This is a genomic window from Nostoc sp. 'Peltigera membranacea cyanobiont' 213 (assembly GCF_002245975.1).
Classification (GTDB): Bacteria; Cyanobacteriota; Cyanobacteriia; order Cyanobacteriales; family Nostocaceae; genus Nostoc.
Window position 1 is genome coordinate 31,802 of the sequence record NZ_NOLI01000026.1, and the last position, 19,952, is coordinate 51,753.

The 19,952-nt window shown below is 39.4% G+C and carries 2 protein-coding genes; both read left to right on the forward strand.

Annotated elements, in window-relative coordinates; all coding sequences use genetic code 11:
• The first annotated feature begins 257 nt into the window (after positions 1–257).
• On the forward strand, positions 258–8,183 hold the full coding sequence (locus CDG77_RS10270) for a type I polyketide synthase (protein ID WP_094329289.1): 7,926 nt from the start codon (positions 258–260) through the stop codon (positions 8,181–8,183).
• Between the two features lie 70 nt (positions 8,184–8,253).
• On the forward strand, positions 8,254–19,899 hold the full coding sequence (locus CDG77_RS10275) for a type I polyketide synthase (RefSeq protein ID WP_094329290.1): 11,646 nt from the start codon (positions 8,254–8,256) through the stop codon (positions 19,897–19,899).
• The last annotated feature ends 53 nt before the right edge of the window (positions 19,900–19,952 follow it).

Here is a 19,952-nt window from a genome sequence, read left to right on the forward strand (position 1 = left end):
ATTTAGCTTAGTAGTGAGATTATATTTAAACTTAAACATCAGAAAAATCCCAGATTATTGTAAGAGCAGTATTGCTTAAGTAAAAAAAATAACAAGTCACTCTACGTATAAAAATCTATAAAAAAGTTAATGGTATAAGTTACAAAAATTTTATATCAAATGGCTAATTCTGTAATGTAAAAATAAAGACACATAATTTAAAGTAGTAGACTAAATTATTTACTCAAGGAATTACTCCACTTCTCAAAGTAAATTTTATGCAGATACCTCAAATCAACAAGCTCATTGAAACTCGTTTAAATGAACAATCGCACCAGAAACCCGATCGAGAAGGAATGTTGAAAACTTCAATCAGTTTTGGTGGGCAATTAGAAGATAACTGGCGTACTCTTTCAGAAGTATTGAGCAATGCTACCAAGTATGAAAATCAAGGAATCACATACATCAGGGATGACGAAACAGAATATTTTCAGACTTATAAAGATTTATATAACGACGCTCTTACTATTTTAGATGGACTTTATGAGTACGGGCTAAAATTAGGCGATAAAGCTATATTGCAAATTGGTAGAAGTCAAGATTTTATTCCTGCACTCTGGGCTTGTTTTTTAGGCGGAATTATTCCTGCACCTCTGAGTATTGCTCCGAATTACGATATAAAAAATGCCGCAGTTAAAAAACTTGAGAATGTCTGGCAGATTTTAGATAAACCTATTATATTATCCGATTGTGAATTAACCAGCGAAATAGAAAAACTAACTACTCAATCTAATTTAGAAGGGTTGCAAGTAGTATCGATAGATGATTTACGGAGTAATCAATCTCCATCAAACCAACATTCGGCTCATGAATTACCTCATCTTGCACCACTAGCTCCGGCGTTGTTACTATTTACTTCTGGTAGTACAGGACTACCAAAAGGTGTGATGTTGAATCATCGCAACCTTTTATCCATGTCCGCTGGTACAGTGCGGATGAATAATTTTACACAACAAGAAGTTACGCTGAATTGGATGCCCTTAGATCATGTGGGGGCAATAGTATTTTTAGGAATTATGGCTGTGGATTTGGCTTGTCATCAAATCCATGTACCAATTGAATTGATTCTACGTCAACCACTCAAATGGTTAAACCTAATTCAAAAGCATCAAGCTACTATTTCTTGGGCACCCAACTTTGCATTCTCCTTAATTAATCAGTACGCCCAAGAACTTAACGAGTCTTGCTACGACCTTTCTTCAATAAAATTTTTAGTAAATGCAGGAGAACAAGTTTCGGTCAAAACTATTCGCTTGTTCTTAGAACTTCTGGAAAAACATAAATTGCAAGATAGAGTAATTAAACCAGCATTCGGTATGACTGAATCCTGTTCTGGAATTACTTGGTCAGCAGGTTTAAGCAAAGATGAACTGATAGAAGAAAATAGTTTTGTATCTCTAGGACAACCTATTCCTGGAGCTACTATTCGGATTATTGACGAAGAGAAAAATGTTTTGCCAGAAGGCGAGATTGGACGACTTCAGATTAAAGGTCCTTCTGTGACTGAAGGATATTATAATAATTCCGAACTCAATCAAGAAGTTTTTCCAGATGGAGGTTGGTTTACTACTGGGGATTTAGGTTATCTGCACAATGGTGAGTTAGTTATTACTGGTAGGGAAAAACAAGAAATTATTATTAACGGTATTAACTATTTTGCTCATGAAATTGAAACAACGATAGAAGAATTGGATGGTATAGCCATTACATATACAGCTGCCTTTGCAGTTTTCGATCGAAATAAAGAAACAGATTTATTAGTTATTACTTTTAGCCCAGAGTTAAATAATCTAGAGCATTCAGTAAAATTAGTCAGGCAAATCCGCAGCCATTTAACACAAAAAGCAGGAATTGCGCCTGCTTATGTCATACCCTTAGAGGCTGAGTTAGTTCCAAAAACATCTATTGGTAAAGTTCAGAAAGCTAAATTAAAAAAAGACTTTGAGCAGGGATTATTTACAACTCGTATCCAAGAAATTAATGAATATTTAGTTAAAGAGAGAAATAAAACCCAAAGCTTACCACAATCGGAAAATGAACGCCAAATCGCAGCAGTTTGGTCTGAAGTATTGCAACTTTCCTCAGTGGGTTTACACGATAACTTTTTTGAATTGGGAGGTCATTCTCTCCACCTAATTCGTGTCCAAAACCTGCTAGAAAAGCTTTTTGACCGCCAGCTACCTTTAGCTGAGATGTTTAAAAATTCTACGGTTGCTACATTAGCCAATTTCTTAACTGAAGAATCAAATTCAACAAAAGCTACAGAAGAAAAAAGTCGTCAGCGTGCCGAAAATCGTTTGCGTCGCAATCATGACACTCATGATATTGCCATTATTGGCATGGCTGGGCGATTTCCTGGAGCTAATAATCTGCAAACTTTCTGGGAAAATCTCAAAAACGGAGTCGAAACAATATCCTTCTTTTCTGAAGAAGAATTATTAGAATCGGGGGTTTCTCCTGAACTGTTCAATCAGCCTAACTATGTCAAAGCCAGACCGACTATTGACAAAGCAGAGTATTTTGATAGCGACTTTTTTGGCTACACAGACCGTGAAGCAGAATTGCTTGACCCTCAGCAACGTTTACTGCTGCAATCTAGCTGGGAATGTTTAGAAGACGCTGGTTACAATCCTAACTTATACCAGGGTGCGATCGCGATGTTTGCTGGGGCAAGCATGAACACTTATTTTATCAATAATTGTTATCCAAATCGCGGTCAATTAGATACCACTGACGAACTGCAACCCTTCACATTAGATTCGATGGGAGGGTTCCAAACGATGGTGGCTAATGATAAAGACTATTTGACGATGCGGATTTCTTATAAACTAAATCTGCGCGGCCCTAGTGTCAATGTCCAAACAGCTTGTTCCACCGGTTTAGCAGTTGTGCATCTCGCTTGTCAAAGTCTGTTGAGTGGAGATAGTGACATGGCTTTGGCTGGTGCTGCTTCTGTGAACTCTCCTCAAAAGATTGGTTATTTATATCAAGAAGGTTCGATTATTTCTCCAGATGGGCATTGTCGAGCCTTTGATGCCCAAGCAAATGGTACTATTTTTGGCAGTGGTATCGGGGTTGTTCTGCTCAAAAGACTGAAAGATGCTTTAGCAGATAACGATCATATCTATGCAGTCATTAAAGGATCTGCTCTCAATAACGATGGCGGTACAAAATTGGGATTCGCCGCACCTGGAGGAGAAGGTCAAACTTCAGTAGCAGCCGAAGCACTAGCCTTTGCAGGGGTTGAAGCTGATACTATCGGCTTCGTCGAAGCTCATGGTACAGGTACTAGACTCGGAGACCCAATCGAAGTTGATGCACTGGCGAGAGCATATAGTGCTGCTGAACAGGGACAGTGTGCTTTGGGGTCTGTGAAGACAAATATCGGCCATATACAAATTGCTTCTGGTATTGTGGGTTTAATCAAAGCTGCTCTGGCTCTTAAACATCAAATTATTCCCCCAACTCTACATTTCAATACTCCCAACCCCCAAATTGATTTTTCTAAGACTCCTTTTTATGTTAATAGCAAAGCTATACCTTGGACTACAAAGCAACGAGATGGCCAAGAATTACCTCGACGAGCAGGGGTTAACTCTTTAGGAATTGGTGGTGTGAATGTCCATGTCATATTAGAAGAAGCTCCCGCCATTATTCCCCAGCAAAATCAGATTGAGCGTCCCCATCATTTACTCACACTTTCCGCCAAAACAGAACAGGCTTTGATAGATTTAGCAAAAAACTATGCAGAATTTCTTGAAAATCATCCCGAAAGCGATATCTGTAATGTAGTATTCACAGCAAATACTAGCCGAGTGAAATTCTCAAATCGTTTGGCGGTGACTGGCTCACAAACTAGTGATTTTGTCACCAAATTGCGTGGTTTTGTCCAACAAGATGTAGAATCAGTAATTCACGCTCAAGCTGATGAAAAGAAGCCTCCCAAAATTGCCTTTTTATTTACGGGGCAGGGTTCTCAATATCTGGGAATGGCTGAACAAGTTTATCAAACCCAGCCAATTTTTCGGCAAACTTTAGATCGATGTGAAACGATATACCAAGAACTAACTAGTAAATCTTTACTGCAAGTCATATTTGCTGAATCAGATGCAGCTTTAAATCATACATCTTATACGCAACCAGCTTTATTTGTTGTTGAAGTAGCATTAGCTCAATTGTGGCGTTCTTGGGGAATTAAACCTACTGCAGTTTTGGGACATAGTTTGGGTGAATATGCTGCTGCTTGTTTTGCGGGAATTTTTGATATTGAGAGTGGTTTAAAACTCGTTACAAAACGCGCCAACTTGATTGGTGAATTACCAGCAGAACATGGAACGATGGCGGCTATCTTCACGGATGAAAATTCTATTCGTCAAGTTTGCCAAAGTAAAGGAGTAAAAATAGCGATGCCTGCGGCGGGCGTAGCCATCGCAGCTATCAATGCAGAGCAGCATACAGTAATTTCCGGAGATAAAATAATCATTCAAAACCTTTGCCAACACTTTGCTAACGAAGGAGTTAAAGTTCGTAAATTAAATGTTTCTCATGCTTTTCACTCACCATTAATAGAACCTGTATGCGAAGAATTTAAAAATACTTTACAAGAAATTAACTTCCTTAAACCCCAAATTCCCATCATCTCTAACCTGACGGGAGAAGTTGCTGATGACAGCATTGCTACTCCTGAGTATTGGATTCAGCATTTGTTGCACACTGTGCAATTTCACCAAGGAGTTTTGTCTCTGCAATCTTTAGGGTGTGATAGTTTTATCGAAATTGGCCCAAAACCTGTTTTATTAGGAATTGTCCAGTCATCCATATCTAACTCTTTGATATTACCAAGTCTCCGTTTAGGATTTTCTGACTGGGAGGTTTTATTAGAAAGTGTTGGTAAGCTTTATGTTCGTGGTGCAGATATAGATTGGTTTAGTTTTGAGCAAGATTATCAACCCAAAAGATGTCCTTTACCAACTTATCCTTTTCAACAACGCCGACATTGGATTCCTTTAAAAACTCAAACTTCTTCGCAGGAATCTGCTGTTGTCAAGATGCTATCTCAAAAAGATACAAACAGCTTGATGCAGACTCTATTAGAAACTGGGAATTATTCTGAAGGGGAAAAGCAAACTTTGTCGGCGATTGTTCAACAGTTAATTAAGCTACATCATCAAGACACTGAAAATTCTAATTTTGATAATTTACTTTATCAGTTGGAATGGTTACCTTATGCTTTATCAACCACAAAATTTCAGAATTTAGAAAAAATTCAGACTGATTTAAAATCTTATTTGGGAGAAATTATAAAATTTGCACAAATTACAGGAGTTTCTCTAGCTTTTAGGGAGATGGAAGAACTCAGTGCAGAGTTTATTGTTAAAGCATTAAAAGATTTGGGATTATTTGAAATCAATACTATCCTCTCTCCAGAAAACAGTTTTCGTCAGGTGGGGATTAAAGAGGAGCAGAGATTGCTATGGAATCATTGCTTGAAGATATTGGGAGAAACAGGGATTATAGAAAAACATGGGGATGACTGGAAAATCATTAGTGAACCGCAACAATGTCACCCTGATTTAGCAGTAGATAATTTAATTGCTCAGTACCCAAATGCACATATAGAACTGACATTATTTAGTCGAGTAGCTGCCAATTTAGCCGCCATACTTACAGGGAAATTTTCTCCTTTATCAATCTTATTCCCCCAAGATAGGCAAATTGGAGCCGCACAGTTTTATAAAGATACATCTTGGGCGAAAGTTCTCAATCTTGGGATTTCTAAAACAGTTGAGCTTTTATTATCAAGCTATTCTCAATCAGAACCAATCCGCATTCTAGAAATTGGCGCTGGAACTGGAGGAACTACCCATCAACTGCTCCAAGCTTGTACTTCTCACCAGATTTCCTACACATTTAGTGATATCTCTCCATTCTTTCTTGAGACTGCCAAAGATACTTTTGCTCAGTTTCCTTTCATAGAATACAAGGTTCTGGATATAGAAAAAGACCCGGAACTTCAAGGTTTTTCACCCAATTATTATGATTTGATTATTGCGGCAAACGTATTACATTCTACGCGGGATTTGCAAAGAGAAACTTTACCCCATATTCGAGGTTTGCTACGTCCTAGAGGACATTTATTACTCTTAGAACTGACTCATCAGTCGCGGTGGATTGATTTGATATTTGGTGTGGCTCAAGGTTGGTGGCGATTTAGCGATGCCTACGGCGGCAAGCTACGCAACTTGCGTCCATCTCATCCCATAATTGAGGCATCTACTTGGAAATGTATCCTCTTAGAATCTGGTTTTGCTCAAGCTGAATTTGTTTCTCCTGACGAAGAAATCGGTAGTCCATTATTTCAGCAAAGTATCATTGTTGCCCAAAATACAGAGAATAATATTTCGGGAGATTGGCTAATTGTTACAGATACTGAACAAAATCTGGCTTTAGCAATTCAAGAGCAACTCATAAAGCATCATAGCTCTTGTGCGATCGCTAATCCAGAACATGGCATTGAGCTAGACACATCTTTGCATGGGATAATTTATCTTATTGGCGATCCCAACGAGCAATCTGAGTCAATTTTATTTAATCGCTGTAGCTATTTTCTAAATCTTCTCCAGGCGATAAAAAAAATACCAAATCCTCCCAAATTATTCCTCGTTACCGAAGGCGGTCAACCATTTGGACTAAATCAGCCATCTTTTGTTAATCAGGCTCCCCTTTGGGCGTTGGGACGTGTGATGGCCTTGGAAGAACCTGAATTATGGGGGGGAATGATTGACCTTGACCCCCACGCCGATATTGCTCAAAATCTTGCGGCTTTACTTCCAGCATTAACAAACTCTGTTGGAGAGGATCATCTTCTTTTCCGCAATAATCAAGCTTATGTGGCGCGTTTGGTTCCACAGGAATCTTTACCGGCAAAACCAGTTACTATCCAAGCTCAGGCGACCTATTTGATTACAGGAGGTATTGGTCATCTAGGATTGCAGCTTGCTCACCATTTGGTTGACTTGGGTGCAAAAAATCTGATTTTGACTACACGTCGTCGATTCCCGCCACGAACTGAGTGGGGGTCACAAGTAGAATTTTCCGAAATTATTCAAAATCTCATTACTTTAGAAAATAAGGGCGCATCTGTAGAAGTTTGTCAAGGAGATGTAGGAGATTTTCAGCAGATGTCTGGCATTTTTGCAAGTATCCAAAAAATATCCTATCCGCTACGGGGTGTTTTCCATCTAGCTGGAGTGTCAGGACGTAAAGCAAGATTGAGCGAATGTACATTAGCTGATATTGAAGAGGTTTTTCAAGCCAAAGTTCGGGGTTCTTGGAATTTGCATCAGTTATCTTTAGAGGCTCAATTAGACTACTTTGTGTTTTTCTCTTCCGCAGGTGCAATTTGGGGAGCCAAGGAGCAAGGTTTATACGATGCGGCTAGTCATTTTATGGATACTTTAGCTAATTTACGTCATATTCAAGGATTACCAGCTACCACTTTAAATTGGGCTTTATTAGCTGGAAATGGCATAGTTTCTCAAGAGTATGAAGATTGGCTCAAACAAATTGGTATGCGAGAAATTGATTTAAATAAAGCTTTCCGAGCTATGACTGCAATTATGTCATCGGGAAAAACGCAGGTTTTATTAGCTGATGTCGATTGGGTGCGGTTCAAAAATGTTTATCAATTTCACAGCAATAAGCCTCTATTAGAAAAATTGGGACAAACCCAAATACCAGTTAAATCTATCAAACAGTCAAGCTCATCACGACGTTTTTTAGAAGAGGTTCCGCCAGGGGAACAACAAGAGCATTTGTTTGCATATATTGGAAAGCAAGTTGCTACTATTTTGGGAATTAAGCAGATACCTGACCCAGAACAAGGATTTTTAGAAATGGGGATTGATTCTCTGCTTTCTATTGAGTTAAAAAATCGTTTGGAAAAAGGTTTGGAGGTTTCTTTACCTGCTTCTTTGATATTTGATTTTCCCAATATTACAAGGTTGGTTGATTATTTGGTGGAACAAGTTTTTGGTTGGGGGGTTAATGGAGTTGTAGAAGCTGATCCTATTCAGCAGGAGGTTGATGAGGATTTGATTTTGCAGGAACTTGCAGATTTGGAGGCTTTTCTGGGGAATTCTTGATTTTTTTTAGCTCACGCAGAGGCGCAGCACTTCGGCTACGCTCAGTAACCGCCGCAGAGAAGGAGAGGAAATGGAGAATGATAAGGCTGTCCAAGCTAGGGTGTTTAAGGCGCTGAATGAGGCGAAGGAGAGATTAAAGGCTGTTGAAGCGAGAGAAGGTGAACCGATCGCAGTTGTTGGTTTGGGTTGTCGCTTTGGTAATGATATTTCTACTCCCCAGGCGTTTTGGTCTTTTTTAAAGGCTGGTGGTAATACGCTGAGAGATATACCGCGCGATCGCTGGAATGTTGCTGATTTTTATGATTCAGATCGGGGGAAAGCCGGTAGAATCTATGTGTCTCAAGGCGGTTTTATTGATGATGTCTCGATGTTTGACGCGCAATTTTTCGGGATTGCACCGAGGGAAGCTTTGCATATTGATCCTCAGCAACGGTTGCTGTTAGAAGTTGCTTATGAGGCGTTGGAAGATGCTGCTATGGCTGCGCCTGCTTCTAGAGTTGGCAAAACTGGGGTTTTTATTGGGATTACAAATAATGATTATACTCGTCTGATTGCACCAGGGGGAGACTACAGCACGGTTGGTGCTTATCATATCTCTGGAAATCATATCAATGCTGCGGCTGGACGCATCTCTTATTTGTTGAATCTTAACGGCCCTAGTTTGGCTGTGGATACGGCTTGTTCTTCTTCCTTGGTGGCGATTCATTTAGCGTGTCGTTCTTTGCGATCGCAGGAATGCAGACAGGCTTTGGTGGGAGGTGTGAATTTGATTCTCACGCCGGAAGTACCCATCGCATTGTGCAGAAATCAGATGTTAGCGGCTGATGGTAGATGCAAAACCTTTGACGCAAGCGCTGATGGGTTTGGGATTGGCGAGGGTTGCGGAGTTGTTGTTTTAAAAAGGTTAAGTGAAGCCTTAGAAGATGGAGATCGCATTTGGGCGTTAATTCGCGGAACAGCCGTAAATAATGACGGAGCAAGTGGCGGTTTTACAGTTCCTAATGGCCCTGTGCAGACAGATTTAATTCGTGAAGCTCTCAATGACGCGCGTCTGAGTGCTGATGTCATTGATTATATCGAGGCTCACGGTACTGGTACGGCTTTGGGAGATCCCATTGAAATAAAAGCGATCGCTGATGCTTTATGTGTCAACCGCTCTAAATCCCAACCTTTGTTAGTCGGTTCTATCAAGACAAATCTCGGTCATTTGGCGGCGGCGGCGGGGATTTCTGGTTTAATCAAGACTGTATTATCTATATATAATTCGGAAATTCCGGCTCATCTCAATTTCCAAACACCAAATCCTCATATTAATTGGGACAGTTTACCCCTTGATGTGGTGACACAAACTCGTCCCTGGACTGTCAGTAATGGCGAGATAAAAGCTGCGGGAGTCAGTTCATTTGGAGCATCGGGAACCAATGCTCATGTAATCTTGAGCGAACCTCCTCAAGTACAGTCTCCGGCTCAAACAACATTCCCCCTACTAATTACCCTCTCTGCTAAAGATGAAGAGCGTTTACATCTGTTGGCCGATCGTTTTATTGACTATGTTGATGATGATTTAAATTTAAATGATATTGCCTTTTCTTTAAATACAGGTCGTTTTCACCATAAACAACGACTAGCTTTGTTGGTTTCTAGTACTGACGCTTTTCGGGAGGAGCTTCGGAATTTCACGCAGAGGCGCAGAAGCGCAGAGGTAGAAGGAGGGGTTATTTGTGGTGAGGCGCAAGGAAATACGAAGATTGCTTTTCTTTGTAATGATGAGGGAGTGATATCTCCTGGTGTGGGGGAAGAGCCTGTATTTCGTGAGGCGTTTGTTAAATGCGATCGCTTGTTCCAAAGTTATTTAAATTTTTCTCTAGAAGAGTTACTTGAGCATAATCAAGATTTATATGTGCAACCTGCTTTATTTGCTCTGCAATATGCTCTTTGTGAACTCTGGAAGTCTTGGGGAATTCGCCCTTGTGCAATTTTAAGTTCTGGTTTGGGTGAATATGTTGCGGCTCAACAAGCTGGAGTTTTTTCTGTTGAAGATGCAGTTAAGTTGGTTGCAAGTCGCGCTCTTTTATTAAAACAAAAACTTGGGAAAGACAGTTCTTTAGCTTTTCAAAAGGTAGCTGAAGAAGTTTCTTATCATAATGCCCAACTCACTTTAATTTCCAGTATTAATGGTAAAGTTGTTAATAATTTTATTAAAACTGCTGATTATTGGGTGCAACAACTGCGTCAATCAGATAATGTTGCCAAAGGAATTGCCACTCTGCATCAGATGGGCTATCAAATATTTCTAGAAATTGGCACTCAGCCCACACTAGTTAATATTGGTCGTCAAAATTTACCTGCAAGCGAAATCCTGTGGTTGTGTAGTTTAGTAAAAGATGGTAGCAACTATCAGCAAATACAAACTGTCTTAGCAGAACTATATGTAAGAGGGGTAAATATTAATTGGAAAGAATTTCATCGCTCTCGACCAGGACAAAAAATTAGTTTACCAAATTCTCCTTTTATCCGCAAACGCTACTGGGTAACTCCTGTTAATAATCAGCAGGATTCAGCTAGCAAATTTCATAACTATGGACATCCTTTATTAGGCGATCGCCTATCTTCTCCTCTATCTTCTATTCAATATCGAGTTAATATTAGTCAGCACAACCCAGGATTTTTAGCTGAACATCAAGTTTTTGATAAACCTATCTTTCCTGGTGCAGCATTTATTGAAATGGCTTTAGCGGCGGGAGAAGGTAACGCCGTTAGTTTAGAAAATATTGAATTTATCAAAGCCCTGTTGCTTCAAGATACAGAAGATATTTTACAATTAATTATTGAGCATAAACTCGATAAAAAAGAAAGTTTTTGCATATATAATCAATCTGGCGATAATTGGGATGTACTCGTTACTGGAGAAATTGAGAAGTTAAAATCAATTAATTTAACTACCCAAAATCTAGAAGAAATAGAAGCGGAATGTCCAGAACAGGTTGAGATTAATTCATTTTATCAAACATACCAAAAATCTGGAGTAAATTACGGTATTAGCTTTCAGCTAATCAATAAACTTCAGCGTGGTAAAAATAGTGCGATCGCTCAAATTAAGTTAACCGATACTCTACGTTTAGAAGCGAAAAACTATCATTTTCACCCAGCAATGCTTGACGCTTGTTTTCAGGCGATTGCAGCTATATTATTTCAGCAAGAGTCATCTGTAACTTATGTACCAATCCGCATTGCTAAATTCCAATTTTTCCGCTCTCCAGGTGATAGCGTCATCAGTGCAGTTAGACTAACCAAAAGCTCTCATAATTTGATTGTCTCTAACATTGATATTTATTCAGAACAAGGCGAATTACTAGTAGCAATTACCGGATTTGAACTCAAATCAGTTCAACGCCAAGAAATTATCCACCATGAAAGCCAAGCTCAATCTTATATAGAAGAATGGATTACTTTACCACCATTATTACCTGATGGTAGAGATTATTTACTTACTCCTGATGTAATTAAAACTCAAGTCAACCTACAGCAATTAGAACAGCAATTGGCGGATAAATTGCGTCAATATGAACGCTTGCTGGGTGAGATGGAAAGTTTAAGCGTAAGTTATGTATGGGAAGGTTTAAAAAAGCTTAACTGGGAACCGAAATTAGGTGAAACTTATCAAGAAGAAACAATTGCGGATCAAGGTGGAGTAGTTGATTTTTATCGTCCCTTATTATCGCGGTGTTTCGCCATACTAGCCGAAGAAGGAATTGTTACTCAACAAAAAGATGGCTGGTTATTAGCAAAAGAACCTAGTACATCTTCATCTCAATTACAAATCCCACACCTTCGCAGCGAATTTCCTGATTACCTTGCAGAAATAAACCTCATAGAAGGTTGTGGTTCAGCTTTAGCGGCTGTAATGCGTCGTCAAATTGAACCATTAGAACTACTATTTCCTCAAGGCGATTTAAATGCGATCGCATCTGTATATTCTGATGCGGCTGGGGCTAAGTTGATGAATGAACTAGTTGCAGAAACTATTAGATGTGCAATAGAAAACTTACCAACAAATCGTCAGCTAAGAATTTTAGAAATTGGAAGCGGAACAGGATCAGCCACCACTGCAATTTTACCGCATTTAAATAATGGTCAAATCGAATATGTATTTACCGATATTTCCTCTAGATTTTTAACCAGAGCCAAAGAAAATTTCGCCCATTATCCCTTCATAAAATATCAAACATTAGATATAGAAAAAAATCCGCTTGCTCAAGGTTTTCTCCCTGGAAGTTTTGATATTATTATTGCCGCCAACGTCCTCCATGCAACAGCAGATATTGACAAAACACTCCAACACGTACATTCCCTAATAGCACCTAACGCCCTACTAATACTATTAGAAAGTACCGGCGCACGTCGTTGGATAGATTTAACCTTCGGCTTAACAGAAGGATGGTGGCTATGCAGTAAAGATCCCCACCGCAATGGCTATCCTTTACTAGATACAAAACATTGGCAAAACCTACTTACTAATCATGGGTTTGCGGAAACTAATATTATTGAACCAACCAGTCCAGAGACACACAACCTATTAAAACAAAGTATAATCATCGCCAAAAACAACCTTCCTCCTCTCTGCGCGACGGACACTTTGCTCAATGGGGGGAACCCCCGCACGCAAGTGTCCTCCTCCACGCCTCTGCGTGAATTAATCTTTGCCGATTCCAAAGGAATAGCCGAAACTTTAATCACCCCATTTCAGCAACGAGGCATTACTTGTTCCCTCATCTTCCCCCAACAAATTAATCCCGACAATCTTGAAGATTACCTCTTATTAGCCCCAGAAATCCGTGAAATCATTTACCTCTGGCCATTACAAGAAATAGAAGGCGAAATTTATCAACAAGTAGAAACTCATTGTAAACGCTTTCTATTTTTAATTCAGGCGTTATTACAACAAGAAAATCCCCCTGCGCTGATTCTCGTCACCCAAGGTTCCGTACCAGCCAAAGAACTAGCAACCCTCACATCTCCAGCACAATCTTCCTTATTAGGAATTGCTTTAAGCCTAATACTAGAGCATCCTGAATTAAATTTCAGAGCCATAGATTTAGATCCTAATGAACAAGATTTAGAAGAAAAACTATTCCGAGAAATCTACAGCGATACACAAGAAACCCACGTCGCCTTGCGCGGAGATGAACGGTTTGCTCCGCGTTTAGTAGAGCTAAAATTAGAAGAAGGAAACATCAATTTCCGTCAAGATAGCTGTTATATAATTACTGGCGGTACAGGCGGATTAGGTTTAGCCACCACCCGATGGATGATAGAACGTGGCGCTCGTCATTTAGTATTATGCAGTCGCAGTGGTGCAGAAGCTCTTACCCCTGAAATTATTACAAGTCTGCAAACCCTGAACGCAGATATCGAAATTAAAGATGTTGATGTCACAGATGCAGACAAACTGCACATATTACTACAAGAATGCCGATCGCAGTACCCTGTACGAGGCATTTTCCACATTGCGGGCACTTTAGACGATACAACATTACTGCGACTGACACCAGAACGTTTTAACCATGTTCTAGCGCCCAAGGTGAAAGGAACTTGGCTACTTCATCAATTAACGCTTAACGATCCTTTAGATTTTTTTGTTTGTTATACTTCTGCTGTATCCCTAATTGGCTCGGCTGGACAAGCCAATGCTGCGGCTGCTAATGCTTTTGAAGATGCTTTTACCTATTATCGTCATGCACATAGTTTGCCTGCAACAGTTATCAATTGGGGGCCGTGGAGCGAAATTGGTGCAGCAGTCGATCGCAACGTCTTAGAAAGATTAGCAGCCAAAGGTTATGATGCGATCACACCTGATTTAGCACTCAATACTTTAGAAAAAATCTTGTTTAACAAGGTTGTCCGTGCTGGTGTAATTGCCATTAATTGGCAACGTTTCCCCTATATTAGTCAAAGCTTTTATCAAAACTTCTTACCTCAAGTACAAACTAAATCTCAAACTGCATCAAATATTTTAGAACAATGGCAAACGATACCTGTAAAACAGCGTCGAGATTTGCTAATTAGCCACATTAGTTTACGCGTATCCGCTGTATTAGCACTATCAACTGATGAAATAGTTTCTCCCCAACAAGGCTTTTTTGATATGGGGATGGACTCGCTCACGTCCACAGAACTTCGCAATCTTCTGCAAACAGATTTTAATTGCTCTATACCCACAACAATTACTTTTCGTTTTCCCAACGTCGAAACTTTAGCCGATTATCTACTGCGAGAAGTTTTAAATATCTCTGAGGTGCATCAACTTAACACCCAAGGGAATGGAAGTATTAAAGCCTCTCTCCCAGTGGGGGAGAGGTTTGGAGAGGGGTTATTCGGTAAACTCTCAGAAAAACCACAACAAGAAGAAGATCCAATTGTCATTGTAGGGATGGCTTGCCGATTTCCTGGCGGTGCAGATGATTTGGAATCATTCTGGCAACTTTTAGAACAGGGGAAAGATGCGGTGAGAGAAATTCCAGGCGATCGCTGGGATATTCGAGCGTGGTATCATCCCGATCCAGATGCACCGGGAAAAATATATTCTCCTTACGGAGCATTTCTAGAGCAAATAGATCAATTTGATGCCGAATTTTTTGGCATTGTCCCACGCGAAGCTGTCGCTATAGATCCTCAGCAACGTCTATTACTAGAAACTACTTGGCAAGCTTTAGAATCTGCGGGACAAAATCCCCAGCAGTTACGCAACAGTCAAACCGGGGTTTTTGTTGGGGCGATGACTCAAGACTATGCACAATTGAGTTATGCTCCAGAAGCAATTAATGCCTATACTGGTTCTGGAACTTCTGTTAGTGTAGCCGCCGGTCGTCTTTCTTATGTACTGGGCTTGCAAGGGCCATCAATGACAGTTGATACTGCTTGTTCTTCTTCATTAGTAGCAGTACATTTGGCTTGTAATGCTTTGCGTAATGGTGAGTGTAACGTTGCCCTGGCGGGTGGTGTCAACGTAATTTTAACCCCAGTAATTTCCTTAATTGAAAGTCGCGCTCACATGCTTGCACCTGATGGGCGTTGCAAGACGTTTGATGCGAGTGCTAATGGCATGGTACGAGGTGAAGGTTGCGGGATAATTGTTCTCAAGCGGTTGAGTCAAGCAGTTAAAAATGGCGATCGCATTTTAGCTAGGGTTTACAGTACAGCCGTGAATCACGATGGCCCCAGTAGTGGGCTGACTGTACCTAATGGAGATGCTCAGGAAAAATTATTACATCAAGCACTGAATGCAGCGAAACTCAAACCAGAGCAAATAGATTTTATCGAAGCTCATGGTACTGGTACTGCGATCGGAGATCCGATTGAATTAGAAAGTATGGCTGCGGTTTTTGGAAAGCGTCCCCAAAATCGACCTTTAATAATTGGTTCTGTCAAAACTAATTTAGGACATTTAGAAGGTGCAGCCGGAATTGCTGGGTTAATCAAAACTGTTTTAGCCTTGCAACACCATAAAATTCCTCCCCATCTTCACTTTGAAAAACCCAATCCCCGTTTTGATTGGAGTTCTCATATTTTTGAAGTTCCAGTACATGGTAAAAACTGGCATCCTAGCGAACGAGAACGAATTGCGGGTGTGAGTTCCTTTGGATTTAGTGGTACGAATGCCCATATTATTGTGGGAGAAATTGCATCTAATTCCTCACAACAATCTGATAATCAGCTTTACCTTTTACCTCTTTCGGCTCGTTCCGAAAAGTCTCTCAAAGAGTTAGCAAAAAACTATCAATCCGCTTTAAATGAATCTGTAAATTTAGCCGATGCTTGTTTTACTGCAAGTACAGGAAGGCCGATTTTTTGCCATCGATTGTGTATTTTAGCCGATTCAATCACCACAGCACAAAAAGCACTTGCTGATTTCCCCAAAGGTGATGACTCTGAAAATTTAATTACGCCAATTTCATCAGAAACTGAATCCACTGTAGCTTTTTTATTCTCAGGACAAGGTTCCCAATATTCAGGAATGGGACAAACTCTTTACAACAAAGAACCTGTCTTTAAAAATACTCTAGATATTTGTGACAAAATCCTGCAACCTATTTTAGGAACATCGCTGTTAGATTTAATATTTGAATTGCCAAATAGCGATTTGCTTGAACAAACTCAAATTACACAGCCAGCGCTGTTTTCCCTGGAATACGCACTTGCTAAATTATGGCAATCTTGGGGAATACAACCCTCGGCACTTTTAGGACATAGTATTGGTGAATATGTCGCAGCTTGTTTAGCTGGAGTCTTTTCTTTAGAAGATGCTCTACAATTAGTTACCCAACGCGGTCGCTTAATGGGAGAACTACCGCACAATGGAGCTATGGCGGCAATTTATGCTGATTATGAAACAGTAGCAGCTTATATTGCTCCATATAGTAATCAAGTTAATATTGCCGCAGCTAATGGTGCAATTACTGTAATTTCTGGCTTGAATGAAATTGTTGATCAACTAGAGAAACTTTTTATAGAGCAAAGTTATAAAACTAGACGATTAGCAGTATCTCATGCTTTTCACTCTGCTTTAATGGAGCCAATGCTTGATGAATTTGCTGAAGTTTTAAATAGAATTTCTTTCCATGAACCAAGTTTAATTATTATTAGCAATGTCACAGGTAAACCAATTGGTAAAGAAATTGCAACTCCCGATTATTGGCTACGCCACATTCGTAGCACTGTACATTTTGGTAAAGGGTTCCAATTCTTAATTGACAGTGGTTATCGCTGTTTTCTGGAGTTGGGGCCGAAACCTGTGTTGCTGGATATGGCGCGACTAACTTCTCAAATCAAAGAAATATTATGGCTACCGAGTATCGTACCTGGAAAAGATGAACAAGCCCAGATGTACAAAAGTTTGGCAACACTTTTCGTTAATGGTTACTCTATAGAATGGACAGAGGTATTGAAACAAGGAACGCGGATTACTTTACCTACTTATCCATTTCAACGAGAACGCTACTGGTTGTCAAATTCACAATTTTTTATAGCTGATATCAAAACTAAATTGCATCCTTTTATTAGTGATGTTAAAAAGCTGGCTACAGGAGAAATTATTTTTGAGGGAGAGATAAGTTCTGAGAATCCAGAATATTTGGAAGGACACAAGGTATTTGGAAAAATATTATTTCCGGCTACGGGTTTTATTGAAGCGATTTTAGCAGCTAGCCAGAAAATATTTACTGATGGGTTGGCGATTATACAAAATGTGTCGATTCATCAGGGGTTAGTATTATCTCAATCTCCAACTATATTGCAGATAATTTTTAAACCGAAAAAATCATCTGGCTATGGTTTTGAGATATTTAGTAATGATTCATCACAGGATAAGTGGGTTCTTCATGTTAGTGGTGAGATTAATGAAAATCTCACGCAGAGACGCAGAGACGCAGAGAAAGAAAGAGGGGAATCTGTTGATATCTCTAGATTTTATGAGCTTTATCAGCAGATGGGAATTAGCTATGGCAAGGAATTTCAAGCTATTCAAGAATTGCGCTATTTAGGAAATGGTTCTCAGGCTCGGATTAGTATCGATCGCAGTTTAGCAGATCAGCGCTATTGTCTGCATCCTGTGCTTTTAGATGCTTGCTTACAAAGTATTGGCGCGGCTTTTCCAGAAATTCACGGTAAGGAATTGCATTTACCTTATGGTTTCTCTTCATTAGAATTCTTTGGAAATCCCGGTTCTCAAGCTTGGACACGCATTTATATTAAATCTAATGCTAACGGGGAAATGTCTGTAGATGTAGATGTTTATAATGAACAAGAACGGCTTTGCGCTCGGTTTACTGACTTAGTAGCACGGCGGACTAATCCAACAGCTTTACAACGTTTATGGCAAGAAACTGAAAAAAATTGGTTTTACCAAGTTCAATGGCAAAAGCTGAATTTAATTTCAAGTGTTACAGCAAATACTAACAATTCTTGGTTAGTGTTTGTGCATACTGATAAAACTTGGAATCAGTTGGTAGCTTTATTGAAACAAGCTGGAGAGCAAGTCATTACTGTGGAAATAGGTAATGATTATAAATGCCGTTCTCAACATGATTTTGTAATCAATCCATCTCAAAAATCTGATTTTGAGCGTTTATATCAAGAAGCATATCCATTGGGAGAATTTCCCATAGGGTTGATTTTTGCTTGGGAAGCAGATACAGTTTACAAGAGTTGTAATGCAGCATTGTACTTAATCCAAACCATCACAGATAAGTGGAAAAATTTACCTGATTTATGGTTACTCACTCGCGGTGCAAATCAAGTGCTAGCTGATAGTTATGTACAACCTGAACAGTCAGGATTATGGGGATTAGGAGCAGTAATTAATAACGAATATCCCCAAATGCGTTGTGTATGTTTGGATTTATCAGCCACAGTAGAAGCTGATGAAGCTGAATTTTTGTTCAACGAATTACACACTTCAAGCAGTGAGTCGCGCCTAGCTTTACGTCAAGGAAACCGCTATGGAGCAAGGTTAGTATCTGCAACAATTCCTACAGCACAAAAACAACAGCTAGTTAGCAAAGAAGGAGCTTATTTAATTACTGGAGGTTTAGGTAAACTTGGCTTATTAATGGCTGAGTGGCTATCAAAAATGGGAGCTAGTCATATAGTTTTGTGTAGCCGTAATGTTAAGTCTCAACCAGAAGCGCTCGCCTCATTAACTAAAAATAATACACAGATTACAATTATCGAAGCTGATATTACTTTAGCAGCAGATATAGAACAAATATTCTCTCGTTTTGGCACAGATTTACCTCCTTTACGCGGGGTAATTCACGCGGCGGGTGTCTTCGATGATGGTCTTTTGAGTAATCAAAGTTGGGAAAGATATCAAAACGTCATGCGTCCCAAAGTAGAAGGTACTTTATTATTAGACCGTTACACCCGTAATTTATCTTTAGACTTTTTCGTTGCCTTTTCTTCTGCTGCTGTAATCCTCGGTTCACCTGGACAAAGTAGTTACGCTGCTGCTAATGCTTTTATGGATGCTTTAATGCAGCAACGGCAAAGTTTAGGATTACCAAGTATCAGCATCAATTGGGGAGCATGGAATACAGGAAATGAAATTGACAAACAACGTTTTGCTAGTTGGGGTATTCAAAGTATGTCTTCTGATACTGCTCTAGAATATCTTAGTAAATTGATTCTGGGCAACGTTTCCCAAGGAGCCATTCTCGATATTGATTGGTCTACTTTTAATCAAGCTTTTAATATCAACCAACCATTCTTTGCAGAAGTAATCATACCAAAAGAAAACAGCCAAAATGCAAAATTATTAGAACAATTAAAATCTGTCCCTATAGATGAACGAACAACAACTTTATCCCAAGGAATTGAGCAAATATTACGGGAGGTAACTGGATTAAGTACAACTAACGTGATTCCTCAACAAACCTCTTTCTTAGAGTTAGGCTTAAACTCATTAATGGTAATAGAATTTAAAAACAGGCTAGAAAATAATTTAGCTTGTACTTTATCTTCATCTGTAATCTTTGATTATCCTAATATCGCAAGTATTACTAATTATCTGCGAGAAGAAGTATTAGCTGATAGTATCGAATTTGAGGTAAAAATTACCTCAGAAACAGATACTCTAAATCCTTATGACAGCCTTGATGAAGACGAACTGACAATACTACTTAATCAAAAATTAGCGGAGCTTAATAAATATGGTGAGTGAATATTAAAGTTTTTCAAATAACACTCTGCGTCCCTTTGCGTAAACCTCCGCGT

Bases quoted from the DNA above. Each gene is read 5' to 3' on its own strand.
- CDG77_RS10270 (WP_094329289.1), top strand. From the start codon at position 258: ATGCAGATACCTCAAATCAACAAGCTCATTGAAACTCGTTTAAATGAA.
- CDG77_RS10275 (WP_094329290.1), top strand. From the start codon at position 8,254: ATGGAGAATGATAAGGCTGTCCAAGCTAGGGTGTTTAAGGCGCTGAAT.